This window comes from Pseudomonas sp. CCI4.2 (genome assembly GCF_034350045.1).
Taxonomy (GTDB): Bacteria; Pseudomonadota; Gammaproteobacteria; order Pseudomonadales; family Pseudomonadaceae; genus Aquipseudomonas.
Genome location: NZ_CP133781.1, coordinates 2,681,324 through 2,695,868, shown reverse-complemented (window position 1 = coordinate 2,695,868; position 14,545 = coordinate 2,681,324). Strand labels below are relative to the sequence as shown.

General features: G+C 57.0%; 6 protein-coding genes. 2 read left to right on the top strand and 4 right to left on the bottom strand.

Features of this window, described 5'->3' with window-relative positions; genetic code table 11:
* Nucleotides 1-24: 24 nt before the first annotated feature.
* Both RHM65_RS12175 and RHM65_RS12170 read left to right on the top strand, forming a co-directional pair.
* Entirely contained in the window at nucleotides 25-594 is a 570-nt protein-coding gene (locus RHM65_RS12175) for a peptidylprolyl isomerase (RefSeq protein ID WP_322165731.1), read from the top strand.
* A 110-nt stretch (nucleotides 595-704) separates the two neighbouring features.
* The gene (locus tag RHM65_RS12170; RefSeq protein ID WP_322165732.1) at nucleotides 705-2,537 is read left to right on the top strand and encodes an ABC transporter ATP-binding protein; all 1,833 of its coding nucleotides are present in this window, start codon (nucleotides 705-707) and stop codon (nucleotides 2,535-2,537) included.
* A gap of 327 nt (nucleotides 2,538-2,864) precedes the next feature.
* Here the strand turns inward: RHM65_RS12170 and RHM65_RS12165 are convergent, their stop codons facing one another.
* From RHM65_RS12165 to hrpA, 4 genes are all read right to left on the bottom strand, one after another.
* Nucleotides 2,865-3,989 (bottom strand): GNAT family N-acetyltransferase, encoded by a 1,125-nt coding sequence (locus RHM65_RS12165; protein WP_322165733.1) that lies wholly within the window; start codon nucleotides 3,987-3,989, stop codon nucleotides 2,865-2,867.
* Between the two features lie 111 nt (nucleotides 3,990-4,100).
* Nucleotides 4,101-8,885, bottom strand: a complete 4,785-nt coding sequence (locus tag RHM65_RS12160; RefSeq protein WP_323565495.1) for an NEL-type E3 ubiquitin ligase domain-containing protein — start codon at nucleotides 8,883-8,885, stop codon at nucleotides 4,101-4,103.
* A 340-nt stretch (nucleotides 8,886-9,225) separates the two neighbouring features.
* Nucleotides 9,226-10,347, bottom strand: a complete 1,122-nt coding sequence (locus tag RHM65_RS12155) for a beta-ketoacyl-ACP synthase III (protein ID WP_322165735.1) — start codon at nucleotides 10,345-10,347, stop codon at nucleotides 9,226-9,228.
* Between the two features lie 159 nt (nucleotides 10,348-10,506).
* Nucleotides 10,507-14,418, bottom strand: a complete 3,912-nt coding sequence (gene hrpA, locus RHM65_RS12150; protein ID WP_322185181.1) for an ATP-dependent RNA helicase HrpA — start codon at nucleotides 14,416-14,418, stop codon at nucleotides 10,507-10,509.
* Between the last annotated feature and the right edge of the window lie 127 nt (nucleotides 14,419-14,545).

Genomic DNA, 14,545 nt, shown 5'->3' with positions numbered 1-14,545 from the left:
ACCACTCCACGGGATTACTGACTCATGTTGAAGAAAATCGCCTTTGCCGCCTGCTCTCTGCTGTTTGCCGCCAACCTGATGGCGGCACAACCGGCCGGCAAACCTACTCATGTGCTGCTGACCACCGACATGGGGCAGATCGAGATTGAGCTTGAAGACACCAAAGCACCGATCAGCACTCAAAATTTCCTCGGCTACGTCGACAGCGGTTTCTACAGCAACACCATTTTTCACCGGGTCATCCCTGGGTTTATGATTCAGGGCGGCGGCTTCACTTCGTCAATGATGCAGAAGCCGACCAAGGACCCGATCCAGAACGAAGCGAGCAACGGCCTGCATAACGTTCGCGGCACGATTGCCATGGCACGCACCTCGGATGTGAATTCGGCCACCAGCCAGTTCTTCATTAACCACCGCGACAACGAATCGCTGGACAGCACGCCAGGCCATGTTGGTTACGCCGTGTTCGGCAAGGTGGTCAAAGGTATGGACGTGGTCGACATGATCGCGCAGACCCCAACGACCACCAAACAAGGCATGCAGAACGTGCCCGGCGTGCCGATTCTGATCAAGTCAGCAAAACGTATCGACTGAGTCAATCCACATCGACTGTGTGATCCGCGTGGCTAACGCGGGTTCATGCAGTCGGATGAGGGACGTTTTTCACCTGCAAGGAGAGCCCGCTGCGGTGGGCGTCAGCGCTAATGTTTTATCGTCGTTTCGAGCAACTGATCGATATCTTCCGTGATGCCCCTACGGAAGCTCCTCCGAGTAAAGTCCTCTCGTTTTACGTTTACTACCTGCGTCAGGTCTGGCCCAGCTTTGCTGCGTTGCTGATCGTCGGCCTCATTGGTGCGCTCATCGAAGTCGCGTTGTTCAGTTACTTGAGCCGCATTATCGACCTGGCTCAAGGCGTGCCCGACCCGAATTTCTTCAGCGTGCACCGCAACGAACTGATTTGGATGGTGGTCGTGACGCTATTGTTGCGCCCGATTTTTGTCGGCTTGCACGACCTGCTGGTCCATCAAACCATCAGCCCCGGCATGACCAGCATGATTCGCTGGCAAAATCACAGTTACGTGCTCAAGCAGAGCATTAACTTTTTCCAGAACGATTTTGCCGGGCGCATTGCCCAGCGGATCATGCAGACCGGCAATTCACTGCGCGATTCGGCGGTGCAAGCCGTGGATGCGTTGTGGCATGTGTTGATCTACGCCATCGGCTCGCTGGTGCTCTTCGCTGAAGCCGATTGGCGGCTGATGATTCCGCTGCTGACGTGGATCTTTTTGTACATTTTGGCGCTGTGGTATTTCGTGCCTCGGGTCAAAGAACGCTCGGTAGTTTCTTCAGAAGCGCGCTCCAAACTGATGGGGCGGATTGTCGACGGCTACACCAACATCGCGACCCTCAAGCTGTTTGCGCACACTAATTTCGAGCAGCAGTACGCCCGCGAAGCCATCAGCGAACAGACTGAGAAAACCCAACTCGCTGGCCGTGTGGTCACCGAAATGGACACTGTGATCACCAGCCTGAACGGCATTTTGATCGTCAGCACCACCGGCTTGGCGTTATGGCTGTGGACGCAATCCTCGATCACCGTGGGCGCCATCGCGTTGGCTACAGGCTTGGCGATCCGCATCGTTAACATGTCGGGCTGGATCATGTGGGTGGTCAACGGCATATTCGAAAACATCGGCATGGTGCAAGACGGTCTGCAAACCATCGCTCAACCCGTCAGCGTCACCGACCGCGATCGAGCGCCAAAACTGAAAGTAGACCGGGGTGGCGTGAAGTTTGAAAACGTCGATTTCCACTACGGTAAAAGCAGCGGAATCATTGGCGGCTTGAACCTGGACATCAAACCGGGAGAAAAAATCGGCCTGATTGGTCCCTCTGGAGCGGGGAAATCGACACTGGTCAACCTGCTGTTGCGTCTGTATGACTTGCAAGGTGGGCGGATCCTGATTGATGGGCAGGATATCTCGCACGTCGCGCAAGAAAGCCTGCGTGAACGGGTCGGGATGATTACTCAAGACACCTCGTTGCTGCACCGATCAATTCGCGACAACTTGCTGTACGGCAAGCCGGATGCCACCGACGCCGAACTGTGGGAAGCCGCGCGCAAAGCCCGGGCTGATGAATTTATTCCGTTGTTGTCCGACGCTGAGGGCCGCACCGGTTTCGACGCCCATGTGGGTGAACGCGGGGTGAAGCTTTCGGGCGGACAACGTCAACGCATCGCCATCGCCCGCGTGCTACTCAAAGACGCGCCGATTCTGATCATGGACGAAGCAACCTCCGCGCTGGATTCGGAAGTCGAAGCGGCGATTCAGGAGAGCCTGGAAACCTTGATGCAAGGCAAGACCGTCATCGCCATTGCCCACCGCCTGTCGACCATTGCCCGAATGGACCGCCTGGTGGTGTTGGAGATGGGACAAATTGCCGAAAGCGGCACCCACGCTGAACTGCTGGCCCACGGTGGCCTGTACGCAAGGCTATGGCAGCACCAGACGGGCGGGTTTGTCGGGATTGATTGATCGCGGAAGACCGGCATCTGAAGGATGCTGCCGAAAGCTGCGATAAGATTTCCAGTGCCTACTCTTCCGTGTGTGCCAAAAAACTCTGTGGGAGAGTTGGCTTGCCAACGAAAGCGTCAATGCAGGCGACCCAGGTTTCAGGTCGACATTAGCGGCGTGATTTTGGGCCTCTTCGCAGGCAAGCCTACTCCCACAGTATCTACAGCTGGTTGCTATCAACCGTGCCAATGAAACCCCAGAGCCGTGCCGGCTTCGCTGCCCGAAGGACCTTCGCCAACAAGTTGGCTACAGAGGGTTGAGCTGCGCATTCTTCAGCCGCTGTTCCCATCAAACCTGGCGATACGGCAATGCAGCCCGGGCTTCTTCTGCGTAGGCCAAAATCCCCACTCTTTCTTGCTTCAAGAAGTCGCTGACTGCCGCCTTTAATCCCGGATGCGCCAAGTAATGCCAGGAGTGAGTAATAACCGGTTCAAACCCGCGAATCAGCTTGTGCTCACCCTGCGCTCCGGCGTCAAAGCGTTGAAAGCCCTTGTCGATGGCGTACTCCATGCCCTGGTAGAAACAGGTCTCGAAATGCAGCCGGTCGAACTCCGCCAAGCAGCCCCAATAGCGACCATAAAAGCTGTCACCGCCCACTAGGCTGAAGGCCATTGCCACTGGGCGTGTACCTTGTTTGGCAAGCACGACTCGAATCGCCTCAGGCATACGTTGCGCCAAGAGGCTGAAAAATGCTCGGGTCAGGTACGGTGTCTGCCGACGAACCGCATAGGTATTGGCATAGCAGGCGTAGACAAAATCCCACTGCACCTCGCTTAGTTGATGGCCTTCGAGCCATTCAAACTCAATCCCCTGCCCCGCCACCTGTTCGCGCTCTTTGCGCATTTGCTTGCGCTTGCGCGAACTCAAGGCATCGAGAAAATCCTGAAAGTCACGATACCCACGGTTCTGCCAATGAAACTGGCAGCCCAAACGCTGCAACCAACCTGGCTCCTGAGCCAACAACGCATCGGCGGCCGGATCGGTGAAGTTGATGTGAACGCTAGAAAGTTCTTCGATGTCGATGTAGCCGGGCAGGCTCTGCAGCAGGTCTATCGCCGCTTCGGGCGTAGCGGACAATAAACGCGGCCCGCTCACCGGACTGAACGGCACCGCCACCAACAACTTGGGGTAATACGCGATGCCCGCACGCTCACAGGCCTGAGCCCAAGCGTGATCGAACACGTACTCACCGTACGAATGCCTCTTTCGATAGCCGGGTAATGCCGCAATCAACTGCCCGTCTTCGTAATGCAGCAGGTGCTCCGCACTCCAACCGGAACGTGGCCCAAGGCTGCCGCTGTCTTCCAGCGCGCTGAGAAACGCGTGCCGCACAAACGGCTGGGCGTTGGGCACCAAGGCATCCCATAACTGCGGAGCCAGCGCCGATAGACTGTCCAAACGTTGTAGCGGCATCAGCATTCCCCCAATCGTTATTGCTGTACGCCTGGCGAGTATCGCGCATTCGCTGAATAAGCCGAAATAAAAACCCGGTGCAGCCGCTGTTCGGGACTGCCGCGTGGTGGGTTATCTGCGCACGGAAGAGACCTTTCCAACCGCAATACTCGACGCAATCTGGCGGGTCAATTGCAAACCCAGTTGGTTAGTCGCGTCGGCTCGCTCCTTTTGAATCAGCTCTATCTGCGCCATGTACTCATCCGTGCGCAAGGTCGCATAGGCGCGGTCATCAAGATCATTCAAGCGTTCGTGGAACGGTGCCTGAACCGGTTCAAAGCGCGTTGCGTAGTGCTTCTCTAGATATTCCATCCAAAAATCTCGGGCGATCATCGCTTCAAAGAAGGCTGGTGTCTTTTCCCGGTGCAAGACGTGTTGCTCAGCGGTATTGATCGCCTCTTCGGTCACTCCCGCTAAACGGCTGAATAACATGCCGGAAGGTTGTAGCGGCAGTTTCAGCCGTTGCGCGAGCCCAATGCGATAAGCCAACCGAACCTCGGCATGGTCAAGCAACGGGTCGCCTATGGACCTGAAAGCGATATCGTCGCGGGCAATTTTTTCGATCTCATCAAGCCGCTCCAGCCCTCGGGCCAGCTCAAACAGCTCGTTTTCTTGTGCCCCCACGCGGGCTAACGCCGTGGCCTTAAACACCAGCACGCGAACTTCCACGTTATTGAACACCAGCATGACCCCATCGCTGCACGTCTGCGGATGGGCCGCCAAGATGAATAACTCATCGCGCAAGGCGCTATGAGCGGTGGCAGCGTCTATTACGGTCCAGACACGTTGAGCGAGCCTCTGCGGGCTATCGCGGTAATCGGCGGACGTTGTCAGGTCACCTAATACGCGAAAAAAATCAGCGCTTCCCTGCTCCGCCAAAAGATCGTTCCAAACCGCAAATCTAGCGCTTCGGTTCTCAGCCGGTAAACCTGGCAACCAAGACGAGAACGGCGACAGCGACACCTGCCCATGGGCTCGATAATGGGTAAGTCCCATTGTCTGTCTCGCTTCATCGCTGAATATCCGCTGAGCCCTTTGGCGGGTCTGTTCGCTGAGCGGATTGTCATGCAATTGAATGCGCCTGAAGATCGCTCGCGCGTCAATAAATGTGGCCTCAGGAATATCGACAATCTGGTTGTTACGCGCATCCAGACTGACCAAGTGGACGCAATCGACGAGACCAGCAGGCAACGCCACGATGCCGGTCGCCCGGATATTAAGCCTGACCAACCGGCGCATGCCGCTAAGGTCCAAGCGTGGCCCAATCGGGCAGTAATTTAAGTTGAGCGCTCTTAAGTGCGAAAAACGTTGTAAACGAACGACTGATGCTTGATCCAGATACAACGGGTTACCGCGCAATGACAATTGTGCAAGTTCGAGATGTGCCGTTAGCGCCTCTGGAACCGAGGTGAGTTCATTGCCCTTCAGGTATACCTCACGCAGGTTACTGAATTGACCGAGGAAGCTATTAACCTCTTCGGTAGTGAGGCCAATGTCATTGAGCAACAGTGAAGTTACATGGTCAAAGCGAGCCGTCAACGCAGGGAGTTCACCCACCGTCAGATGACTTAGATCCAACGTGTAACCGAGAAATCGCCCACGCTCGGAATAATGCATATCGGTCAGTCTTCGCCAGCAATTTCTAATGCGAGCTGCAGCTGCACGCTTATCCTCAGCCATCACAAATTGAATAACGTCACCCCTGATTCGAGCCTCGCTGCGCATCTCGAGCCATCGTTCAAGGGTTGATTCCAACTGTTGACATTCGAGTTCAAGCGCACGGATCCGCCCCCGAACGTAGGCCCTCACTTCGCTGGAGCGTCCCGTGAACTCTGCGCGTAAATCGTCAATGAACGTCCTGACTTCAGCCTCATCCATTCCAGGAAACAGGGTTTTCACCGCCAACTCAGCAGAGTGACTACTGGCGCCGAGTCCGAATCTGGCAAATAACCGCCTAATCCTTCCGCTCAGGGGATAGCCGATACGGCCGTCTGCCAGGCGTTGCGGTGCTTTGAATCCGGGCTTGATCGCTTGCATGCCGAGCGCCGTCGCGACCTCATCACGCTGGACGACTGCGATAGCGCCCAGCGCCTCACGCAGCTCTTGCTCAGACGCCTTGCGCGACAAGCCTATTGCCACGCGCGTATCGGCCGGCAAGGCCTGCAACAACGCCTCGAAGAACGAATGATTGCCAGCATCGATCATGTTGCCCATGCTGTCGAACGCTTGGTAACGCTCGCCGGATTTCACTAGCACCCACCGTAAGGTCGCGGTCTGGCGATTCCCCACGCTGTCGAGCAGCTCGCCGGAAAAATTACCCTCGCGAATATCAAGCGCCAGGTGCTCAGGCCAACCGGGCAAGCGTGGGAGTAATCGAAAACCGGCGGTGGCGATGTCCGGGTGATCGGAACCCTTGAAGAAGAAGCCCTCATTGACACGATTCAAGCGCAATTGCTGCTGATGCTCCCGCGCCTGTTCGGCAATGCGCAGCGGCAAACGCGACGAGACGCTCATCTGCGTGACTTCTTGGACGCTGGCTGACTCGACGATCTCTCGAGCCACTACGGTGGGAATTGCCGGAAAATAGCGCTTGATGAGTGTGACTGGAGCGCCATCCGACACGGTATCGACCGGATTAATCAATGCACGCAAAAAGCCTCTTCGCTCGCTTGCGACCTCGGCTATCTGCCAAGCCAGACGATCGCTCTGGCTTTGCCGCCTGGGGTTGTAGTCGCCCAACAAGGTGTCTTTTTCAGCTGGCGTGAGTGCGTCCAGAACTGACGTGATGACATCATCCATTTGCCCTGGCAAATACTTCAGATCGACTGCAGGCAACGTCGCCTCAGCCTTGCCAAATACCTTGAACACAGTGCCCTTCGCATCGAGCAAACGTACCAGTCGGCGTTGCGGCCAACCGGGCAAAACCGTCAGCAGTTCAAGATACAGGTCAATGTGCGGCCTCCTGATGTCCTGCAGGTTACCGCTGTGCATCGCGGTCATAAACTGCTCAAGTCCATCCTCAATCTGAAACCTGAGAATCGAGTCAATCAACAAGGCCGGCGGTTTGACGTTTTCCACATGGACCTGGCGCAGCAGTGTTTCGTCTGCGCGGGTGACGGCGATGATGCGGTCGATGGTTCGTTCGGGGATGGCATCAAACCCCGGATGCAAACGCTTGAATAACGTGTGCAGATCCCAGGCCATGGGGTTCTCGCCCTCATGGCGCCACGCTCCAGCATCGTTATGACTAAGGATGGGCGAATAGGCGCCGGCATCGGCAGGGTGAAGCAGGCGCCATTTTTTTAAAGCGCTATCGAAATTGACTTGGTAAAGCTTGCCCGCTATCGGCAAATAGGTTTTGCCATCGACCTCAACCCGTCCCTCGGCACTCGCCATGACCCAGTTAGGTAACGCCAGGTTTTGCTGGAACGGGGCCAGGTCCGGCTTCCAGAGTCGGCTCTGGCCGTTTTTCAGCTTGATTGACACCAGGTTTTCGATAAACGCAGAAGAGCCGCTGGCAACGGAGGAAGCGCTCGCCGCAGCAACCCCCATCGCACCTGCTAGCGCAATATTTTCAGCGGCCTCGAATAGATGCGTCAGGGCTTCGTCGATTTCGCCGTCTCGCCACTCGATAACCCCAACGAAAATATCGGACAACACCTGCTCTACCGCCACCACGGCCATCGCGGCGCCCAAGATCGGAATAAAAAACGACGCGATATTGAGCAAATCCAGACCAGACGATTCATAGGCGTGCAGCCGTCGCATACGGCTTTTTTGATCCTCCTCATCCGTGGAAACCGCCAGCACCTGTGAGTCGCCATAGGTTTTAAGCAACAGGTGCTCATACAACATCTGGAACGGCGCCGGGGTGTACGCAAACTTCTCCAGCGAAAGCTCAGCCTGCGGATCGAATACCCGCCCGTGCAGGCCGCGACTGAGGGGATTGCCGTCCAACGCACGCAATGGGGTAAGCCGCTCGTTAAGCCTTTCAAAAAACCGCTGATGTTCGCGCAAACCAATAAAGCGCCGAAAATACTGTTGGTAGGCCTGGACCGAGAGCTTGCGGCGTAGCGTGTCGGCAAAGGCCTTGAACGATTCATATTCTTTGAGCGGGTGCTCAGGCTCCCCCGGCATGTACACCACGCACGGCAAGGCGCCATCGTCCTCTCTGTCAGGCTCGATCAACATCGCGCCAAATAACATGTCCCCGTGCTCGCCGACCGAGTCCAGTAGTCGCAACCAACAATGGCGAACTGCTTCAGCGCCCCACAAGGGGGTGCTTCCCGGCGAGGTTAACGCCAGCAACATTTCGTAGGCAGACTGGGAAATTTGGTTTTTCATGAGTGCGATGTGAGCCAGCACTTGCACGCTGTCTTGCTCGCCGCGCTGAAACTTACCTGCAACCTCAGACGCCAATTCCTCAGCTGACTGACCTGGCAAAGCGGTCGGCTTGAAAATGCTGTTTAGATGGTTTTGATAAAGGGCGCCTAAATCAAGACTGCGGCACATCGCGGCGAATTGCGCAGGCTTGATACCGATAATCCCGGAATAGCGATAACGAAACCGCGGATAGCGGCCATTGACGCCTGTTCCGGCGACCAGTTGCAGTTGCAGGCCGTCATCCGGTAATAACGCAGCGCCGCGTTCAAATCCGCCCTCTTGCGCTTCGAACGCTTCAAAGTTTTGCAGGGCGGCATGAAGCAGGCTTTGCCTGAACGGGCGACGTTGGTCCATGCCCAAGAACGTTTGACTGTGTACGGTCACCAAATCGTTTTTGTGCAGGTCGAGACGAAGATCGAAGGTTTTAATCAACGCCTTTTCCAGCAAAGGCTCGGCAAACGCGGTTACAGACATTAACTTTCGATGCAGCGGTTTAAGTTCGCGTCGAGAAAACAGACTAAACAACTGACTTTTGCGCAGCGCCGCCCTAAGTTCCTTGGACGCAGCGCTGTACCAGACTGGCAGATGACTCTTTATGAATGCATGGTTGGCTTGATCGTCCTTCCACACTGTAAAAACATCATCGTCAGGGGACGTTGAGGGGGACGCTGAAGAACTGCTTGATTGGTCGGTCATCGAAAAGGCCTTATTACAACTCGGAAAGTTGTTCAGGCTATGTTTTCGAACCGGCGACTCAGACATAAAAAAATAGCACCCGGACTTTTATGCCCGGATGCCAGTCAGCAAACGTTGATCAGCGTTTACGCAGAATCACACTGCCTATGGAGTACCCGGCGCCGAAAGAACTGAGTACCGCCAGTGCGCCCGTCGGCAAATCGTCTTGGTACGTGTGAAACGCGATGACCGAACCCGCCGAACTGGTGTTGGCGTAGGTGTCGAGAATCACCGGCGCTTCTTCCACCGTGGCTTCGCGGCCCAGCAGCCTCTTCACGATCAGGTGATTCATGCTGAGGTTGGCCTGGTGCAGCCAAAACCGCTTGATATCAGCGATGTTGAGGTTGTTTTCCTGAAGGTGGGTGGCGATCAGCTCGGCGACCATGGGGCACACGTCGCGGAATACCTTGCGGCCTTCCTGGACGAACAGTTTGTCTGGAGCACCGATGCCCTCTTCCGCTGCGCGGTTGAGGAAGCCAAAGTTATTACGGATGGTGTTGGAAAACTTGGTCAGCAGTTTGGTGCTGACAATATCGAACTGATGGCCCGATGTCGCCAAATCGGCTCGTTCAACCACCACGGCCGTCGCGCCATCGCCAAAAATGAAGTGGCTGTCACGGTCGCGAAAATTCAAATGACCCGTGCAGATTTCCGGGCTGATGACCAATACCGCGCGGGCCTGGCCCAATTGCACGGTGTTGCAGGCTTGCTGGATACCAAACGTGGCGGACGAGCAGGCCACGTTCATGTCAAAACCAAAACCCTGGACGCCCAGCGCTTCCTGGATTTCGATGGAGATCGCCGGGTAAGCACGTTGCAGGTTAGAGCAGGCAACGATCACGCCGTCGATATCAGCTGCGGTCTTGCCGGCGCGAAGCAACGCTTGCTCGGCGGCGGCGACGCCCATCTGACAGAGGATCGACCACTCATCATTGGAGCGCTCTGGCAATCGCGGCGCCATGCGGTGCGGATCAAGGATGCCTTCTTTGTCCATGACGAAACGGCTTTTGATGCCGGACGCTTTTTCAATGAACGCCGCATTGGATTCAGTCAGGGCCTGCACGTCGCCGCTTTCGATGGCGGCCGCGTTCTCGGCATTAAACAGTGCGACATAGGCATTAAAGGACTGCACCAGCTCATCGTTGGAAATGCTGTTGGCTGGGGTAAACAGGCCAGTGCCACTGATGACGACGTTATACACGGTCGTTCCTCTCTTATTTGATCGTCGCGAACAACGACCTGCGGGGCATGAGCATTGGTACCAACGTACCAATGCATAAAATTAGGCGCGAAGTGTGCCATAACGGGCCGCTTTTGGCGCTATTACGGCGCGTTAATGGCCTAAAGCCGTCAGCCCCCATCAACCGTCGACCTGACCCCACTGTTTGCTCAGTCGCTTATCGGAAATCGGCACTTTGGTACCCAACTGCTGCGCAAACAGTGACACCCGATATTCCTCCATCCACCAGCGATAGATCACCAGTTCATCGTCGCGTTTACCTTCCTGCGCATGTTTCTTGGCGCGGGTTTGATACTGATCCCACAGCCCTGCCAGCTCGCCACTCCAGACGCGGTCTTTCTGCGCTTGAGCCGAGAGTTTTTCCAGACGCAGTTCGACGGATTTCAAATAACGCGGCAATTCCTTGAGCCAAGGCATCGGGGTTTCGCGGACGAAGCCCGGGTACACCAGATGACTCAGTTGGGATTTGATGTCGTTCAGCGCCACGGCTTGGGCCAGGTCAATCTTGCCCTTGAAGCGCTTCTGCAAACCGTGCCACAGCGTCAGGATTTCCAGCGCCAGCTTCGCCAAACGCTCGGCGTGCTCAGTCCAGCCGCCACGCTTACGCTCAGCCAAGCCCGCCAGCCCGGCGCCATCGCGCGGCAGGCTGGCTTCGCCGTCGAGAATGCAGCTGTCGAGGCTGGCGAGCAGGATGTCTTCGATCAAGCCATCGACCCGGCCCAGCTCGCGATGCAGCAACGCCAACTCGGTTTGCCCCGGCAACTTGCCGCGCAAGAACTTGGCGGGCTCGGCGAGCTGTTGTAGCAACAAGCGCTGCAGGGCGCGTCGGTGTTGGAATTCGGCTTCGGCGGGGGTTGAAAACCGGCCTTCTTTGACCGTGCCCGATTCCTCCACCAACGCCGGATAGACCGTCATCGACAGCCCGGCGATGCTCTGTTGAGTTTTTTGCGCCACTGGGGCGAAGACTTTGGCTTCCACCGGCAACTGGCTTTTTGCGGTTTGCGGCACCGCCAACGCCGCTTGGCTGGCCTCGGCGAAGCGTGCCGTCAGGGCATCTAGCTCACGCCCTTCACCGAGGAATTTACCGTTGCCGTCAAGGATTTCCAAATTCATTTTCAAATGATTTTCGAGCTGCTGAGCCGCTTCGACCCACGCTTCGTCCGCCACCCGTGCGCCGGTCATGCGCAGCAATTCGCGACCTAGCGCCTGAGGCAGCGAACCTTCGCCGAAGGTAATGCGCTCCAGCGCAGCCTTGATAAAGTCCGGCACCGGCACGAAGTTTTTGCGGGTGGCTTTGGGCAGGTTACGCACCAGGGCAATGCACTTGGTTTCCAGCAGCCCCGGCACCAACCACGCCAGTCGCTCGGCGGGCAGCATTGGCAGTAATGGTGCAGGCACGCGCAACGTTACGCCGTCTCGGGGATGGTTGGGCTCGAAGTGGTAACTCAACGCCAGAGTCAATTCACCCAAACTCAGCGTGTCCGGGTAATACGCAGCGGTGATTTCGCTGGCTTCGCGGGCCAGCACATCTTCCTCGCGCATGATCAACAGCTGCGGGTTTTTCTGGCTTTCGACCTTGTACCAACTGTCGAAGGTCGCGGTTTGATGAATCTCTGCCGGAACTCGCGCTTCATAGAAGCTAAACAGCGTGTCTTCGTCGGCCAGAATGTCACGGCGACGGGCCTTGGCTTCCAGCTCGTCGAGGGTTTCCAACAGTTTGGTATTGGCGGTCAGGCACTTGGCGCGGGACAGAATCTCACCCCGTACCAGGCCTTCGCGAATAAACAATTCCCGTGAAACCGCCGGGTCGATAGGGCCGTAATGCACCGGCCGCCGAGCGACCACGATCAGTCCGAACAAAGTGATTTGCTCGAACGCGACCACCTGCCCGCGCTTCTTTTCCCAATGCGGTTCGAAGTGGTTTTTCTTGATCAAATGCCCGGCCAACGGCTCGATCCAGTCGGCGTCGATCTTGGCCACCATGCGCGCGTACAGCTTGGTGGTTTCCACCAGCTCGGCAGCCATCAGCCATTGCGGACGTTTCTTGCCCAACCCGGACGACGGGTGAATCCAAAAACGCCGCTGACGGGCGCCGAGGTAATCACCCTCTTCGGCTTTCTGCCCGATCTGGCTGAGCAACCCTGAGAGCACGGCCTTGTGCAGCTTGGCGTAATCGGCGGGTTCTTTGTTGATGGTGAGCTGCAAGTCCCGGCAGATCAGGCTCAGTTGCCGATGGGAATCGCGCCACTCGCGCAAGCGCAGGTAGTTCAGGAAATTTTTCCGACACCAGTTGCGCAGCGGGCTGGCGGTCAAGGCCAGACGTTGTTCTTCAAAACCACGCCATAAGTTGACCAGCCCGGCAAAGTCGGAATCGATGTCCTTCCATTGCGCATGGGCCTGATCGGCAGCTTGTTGCCGCTCGGGCGGACGCTCGCGGACGTCCTGCACGGACATGGCGCTGGCGACGATCAATATCTCTTGCAAGCTGCCTTGGTGAGCGGCTTCGAGCAACATGCGGCCCATGCGCGGGTCAACCGGCAGCCGCGCCAATTGGCGACCCAGCGGCGTCAGCTGGTTATCCCGGTTGACCGCCGACAGCTCTTGCAACAGGTTAAAGCCATCGGTAATGGCTTTGCCGTCAGGGGGCTCGATAAACGGGAAGTCGGTGATCTCGCCCAGACGCAAATGCAGCATTTGCAGGATCACGGCGGCGAGGTTGGTCCGCAAGATTTCCGGATCGGTGAATTGCGGCCGACCGTTGAAATCTTCTTCGCTGTACAAGCGTACGCACAAACCCGGCTCGACCCGGCCGCAACGGCCTTTGCGCTGGTTGGCGCTGGCCTGGGAAACGGCCTCGATCGGCAAGCGCTGAACTTTGGAGCGATAGCTGTAGCGACTGATCCGCGCTGTACCGCTGTCAATCACGTAACGAATGCCTGGCACGGTCAGCGAGGTTTCGGCCACGTTGGTCGCCAACACCACACGACGCCCCGGATGGGACTGAAATATCCGCTGTTGCTCGGCCGGCGACAGGCGTGCGTACAACGGCAAAATCTCGGTGTGGCGCAGTTGCGCCTTGCGCAGCATTTCTGCCGCGTCGCGGATTTCTCGCTCTCCGGGCAAAAATACCAGTACGTCGCCGGGACTTTTGCGCTCGCTGCGTTCGAAGTCTGCCAGCTCTTCCAGAGTCGCCAGAATCGCCTGATCGACAGTCAAGTCGTCTTCAATCGCGTTGCCCTCCTCATCCTGTTGCGAGGTCAGGGGGCGATACCAGGTGTCCACTGGGAACGTACGGCCAGAGACTTCGACAATCGGTGCATTGTCGAAATGCTCGGAGAAGCGCTGCAAGTCGATGGTCGCCGAGGTAATGATCAGCTTCAGGTCCGGGCGGCGCGGCAATAGGGTTTTCAAGTAGCCCAGCAAAAAATCGATGTTCAGGCTACGTTCGTGGGCTTCGTCGACGATGATAGTGTCGTAACGTTCCAGGTAGCGATCGTGCTGGGTTTCGGCCAGCAGGATGCCGTCGGTCATCAACTTGATCAGGGTGTTGCTGTCGCTTTGGTCTTCGAAACGGACCTGATAACCCACCAACGCGCCCAAGGGCGTACCGAGTTCTTCGGCCACCCGGCTGGCGACGCTACGGGCGGCAATCCGACGCGGCTGTGTATGCCCAATCAAGCCATGCTGGCCGCGACCGATTTCCAGGCAAATCTTCGGCAACTGGGTGGTCTTACCCGAACCGGTTTCGCCAGCAATGATCAACACTTGATGCTTGAGCAGCGCCGCCTTGATTTCATCGCGCTTGGCGGCAATCGGTAGGCTGTCGTCATACCGAATCACCGGCAGACTTTCACCCCGCGCCGTGACCTGGGCGATAGACGCTTGCGCACGCCCCGCCCATTGCGCCAACTTGGCCTCGTCGGGCTTTTTACGCAGGTCGTGCAACTGCCGGCGCAAGCGATGACGATCAGAAATCATCGCGTGGTCGAGGTTTTTATACAGTTGGTCGATGGAGGGCGATTCGTCGGTCATCGGGTACGCAAAGTCTTTTGAGGGTGCAAAGGCGGGGATTGTCGCAGATTTGAGGGGGGCAATGCAGCACGCCGCCGTGTTGCCGCGCTGTCGCGCAGCAAACACCGGACTACTTGCAGGAGCGCGC

Excerpts from the sequence above, each read along its gene's own strand:
- RHM65_RS12175 (WP_322165731.1), top strand. The coding sequence starts at position 25 with ATGTTGAAGAAAATCGCCTTTGCCGCCTGCTCTCTGCTGTTTGCCGCC.
- RHM65_RS12170 (WP_322165732.1), top strand. The coding sequence starts at position 705 with ATGTTTTATCGTCGTTTCGAGCAACTGATCGATATCTTCCGTGATGCC.
- RHM65_RS12165 (WP_322165733.1), bottom strand. The coding sequence starts at position 3,989 with ATGCCGCTACAACGTTTGGACAGTCTATCGGCGCTGGCTCCGCAGTTA.
- RHM65_RS12160 (WP_323565495.1), bottom strand. The coding sequence starts at position 8,885 with ATGTCTGTAACCGCGTTTGCCGAGCCTTTGCTGGAAAAGGCGTTGATT.
- hrpA (WP_322185181.1), bottom strand. The coding sequence starts at position 14,418 with ATGACCGACGAATCGCCCTCCATCGACCAACTGTATAAAAACCTCGAC.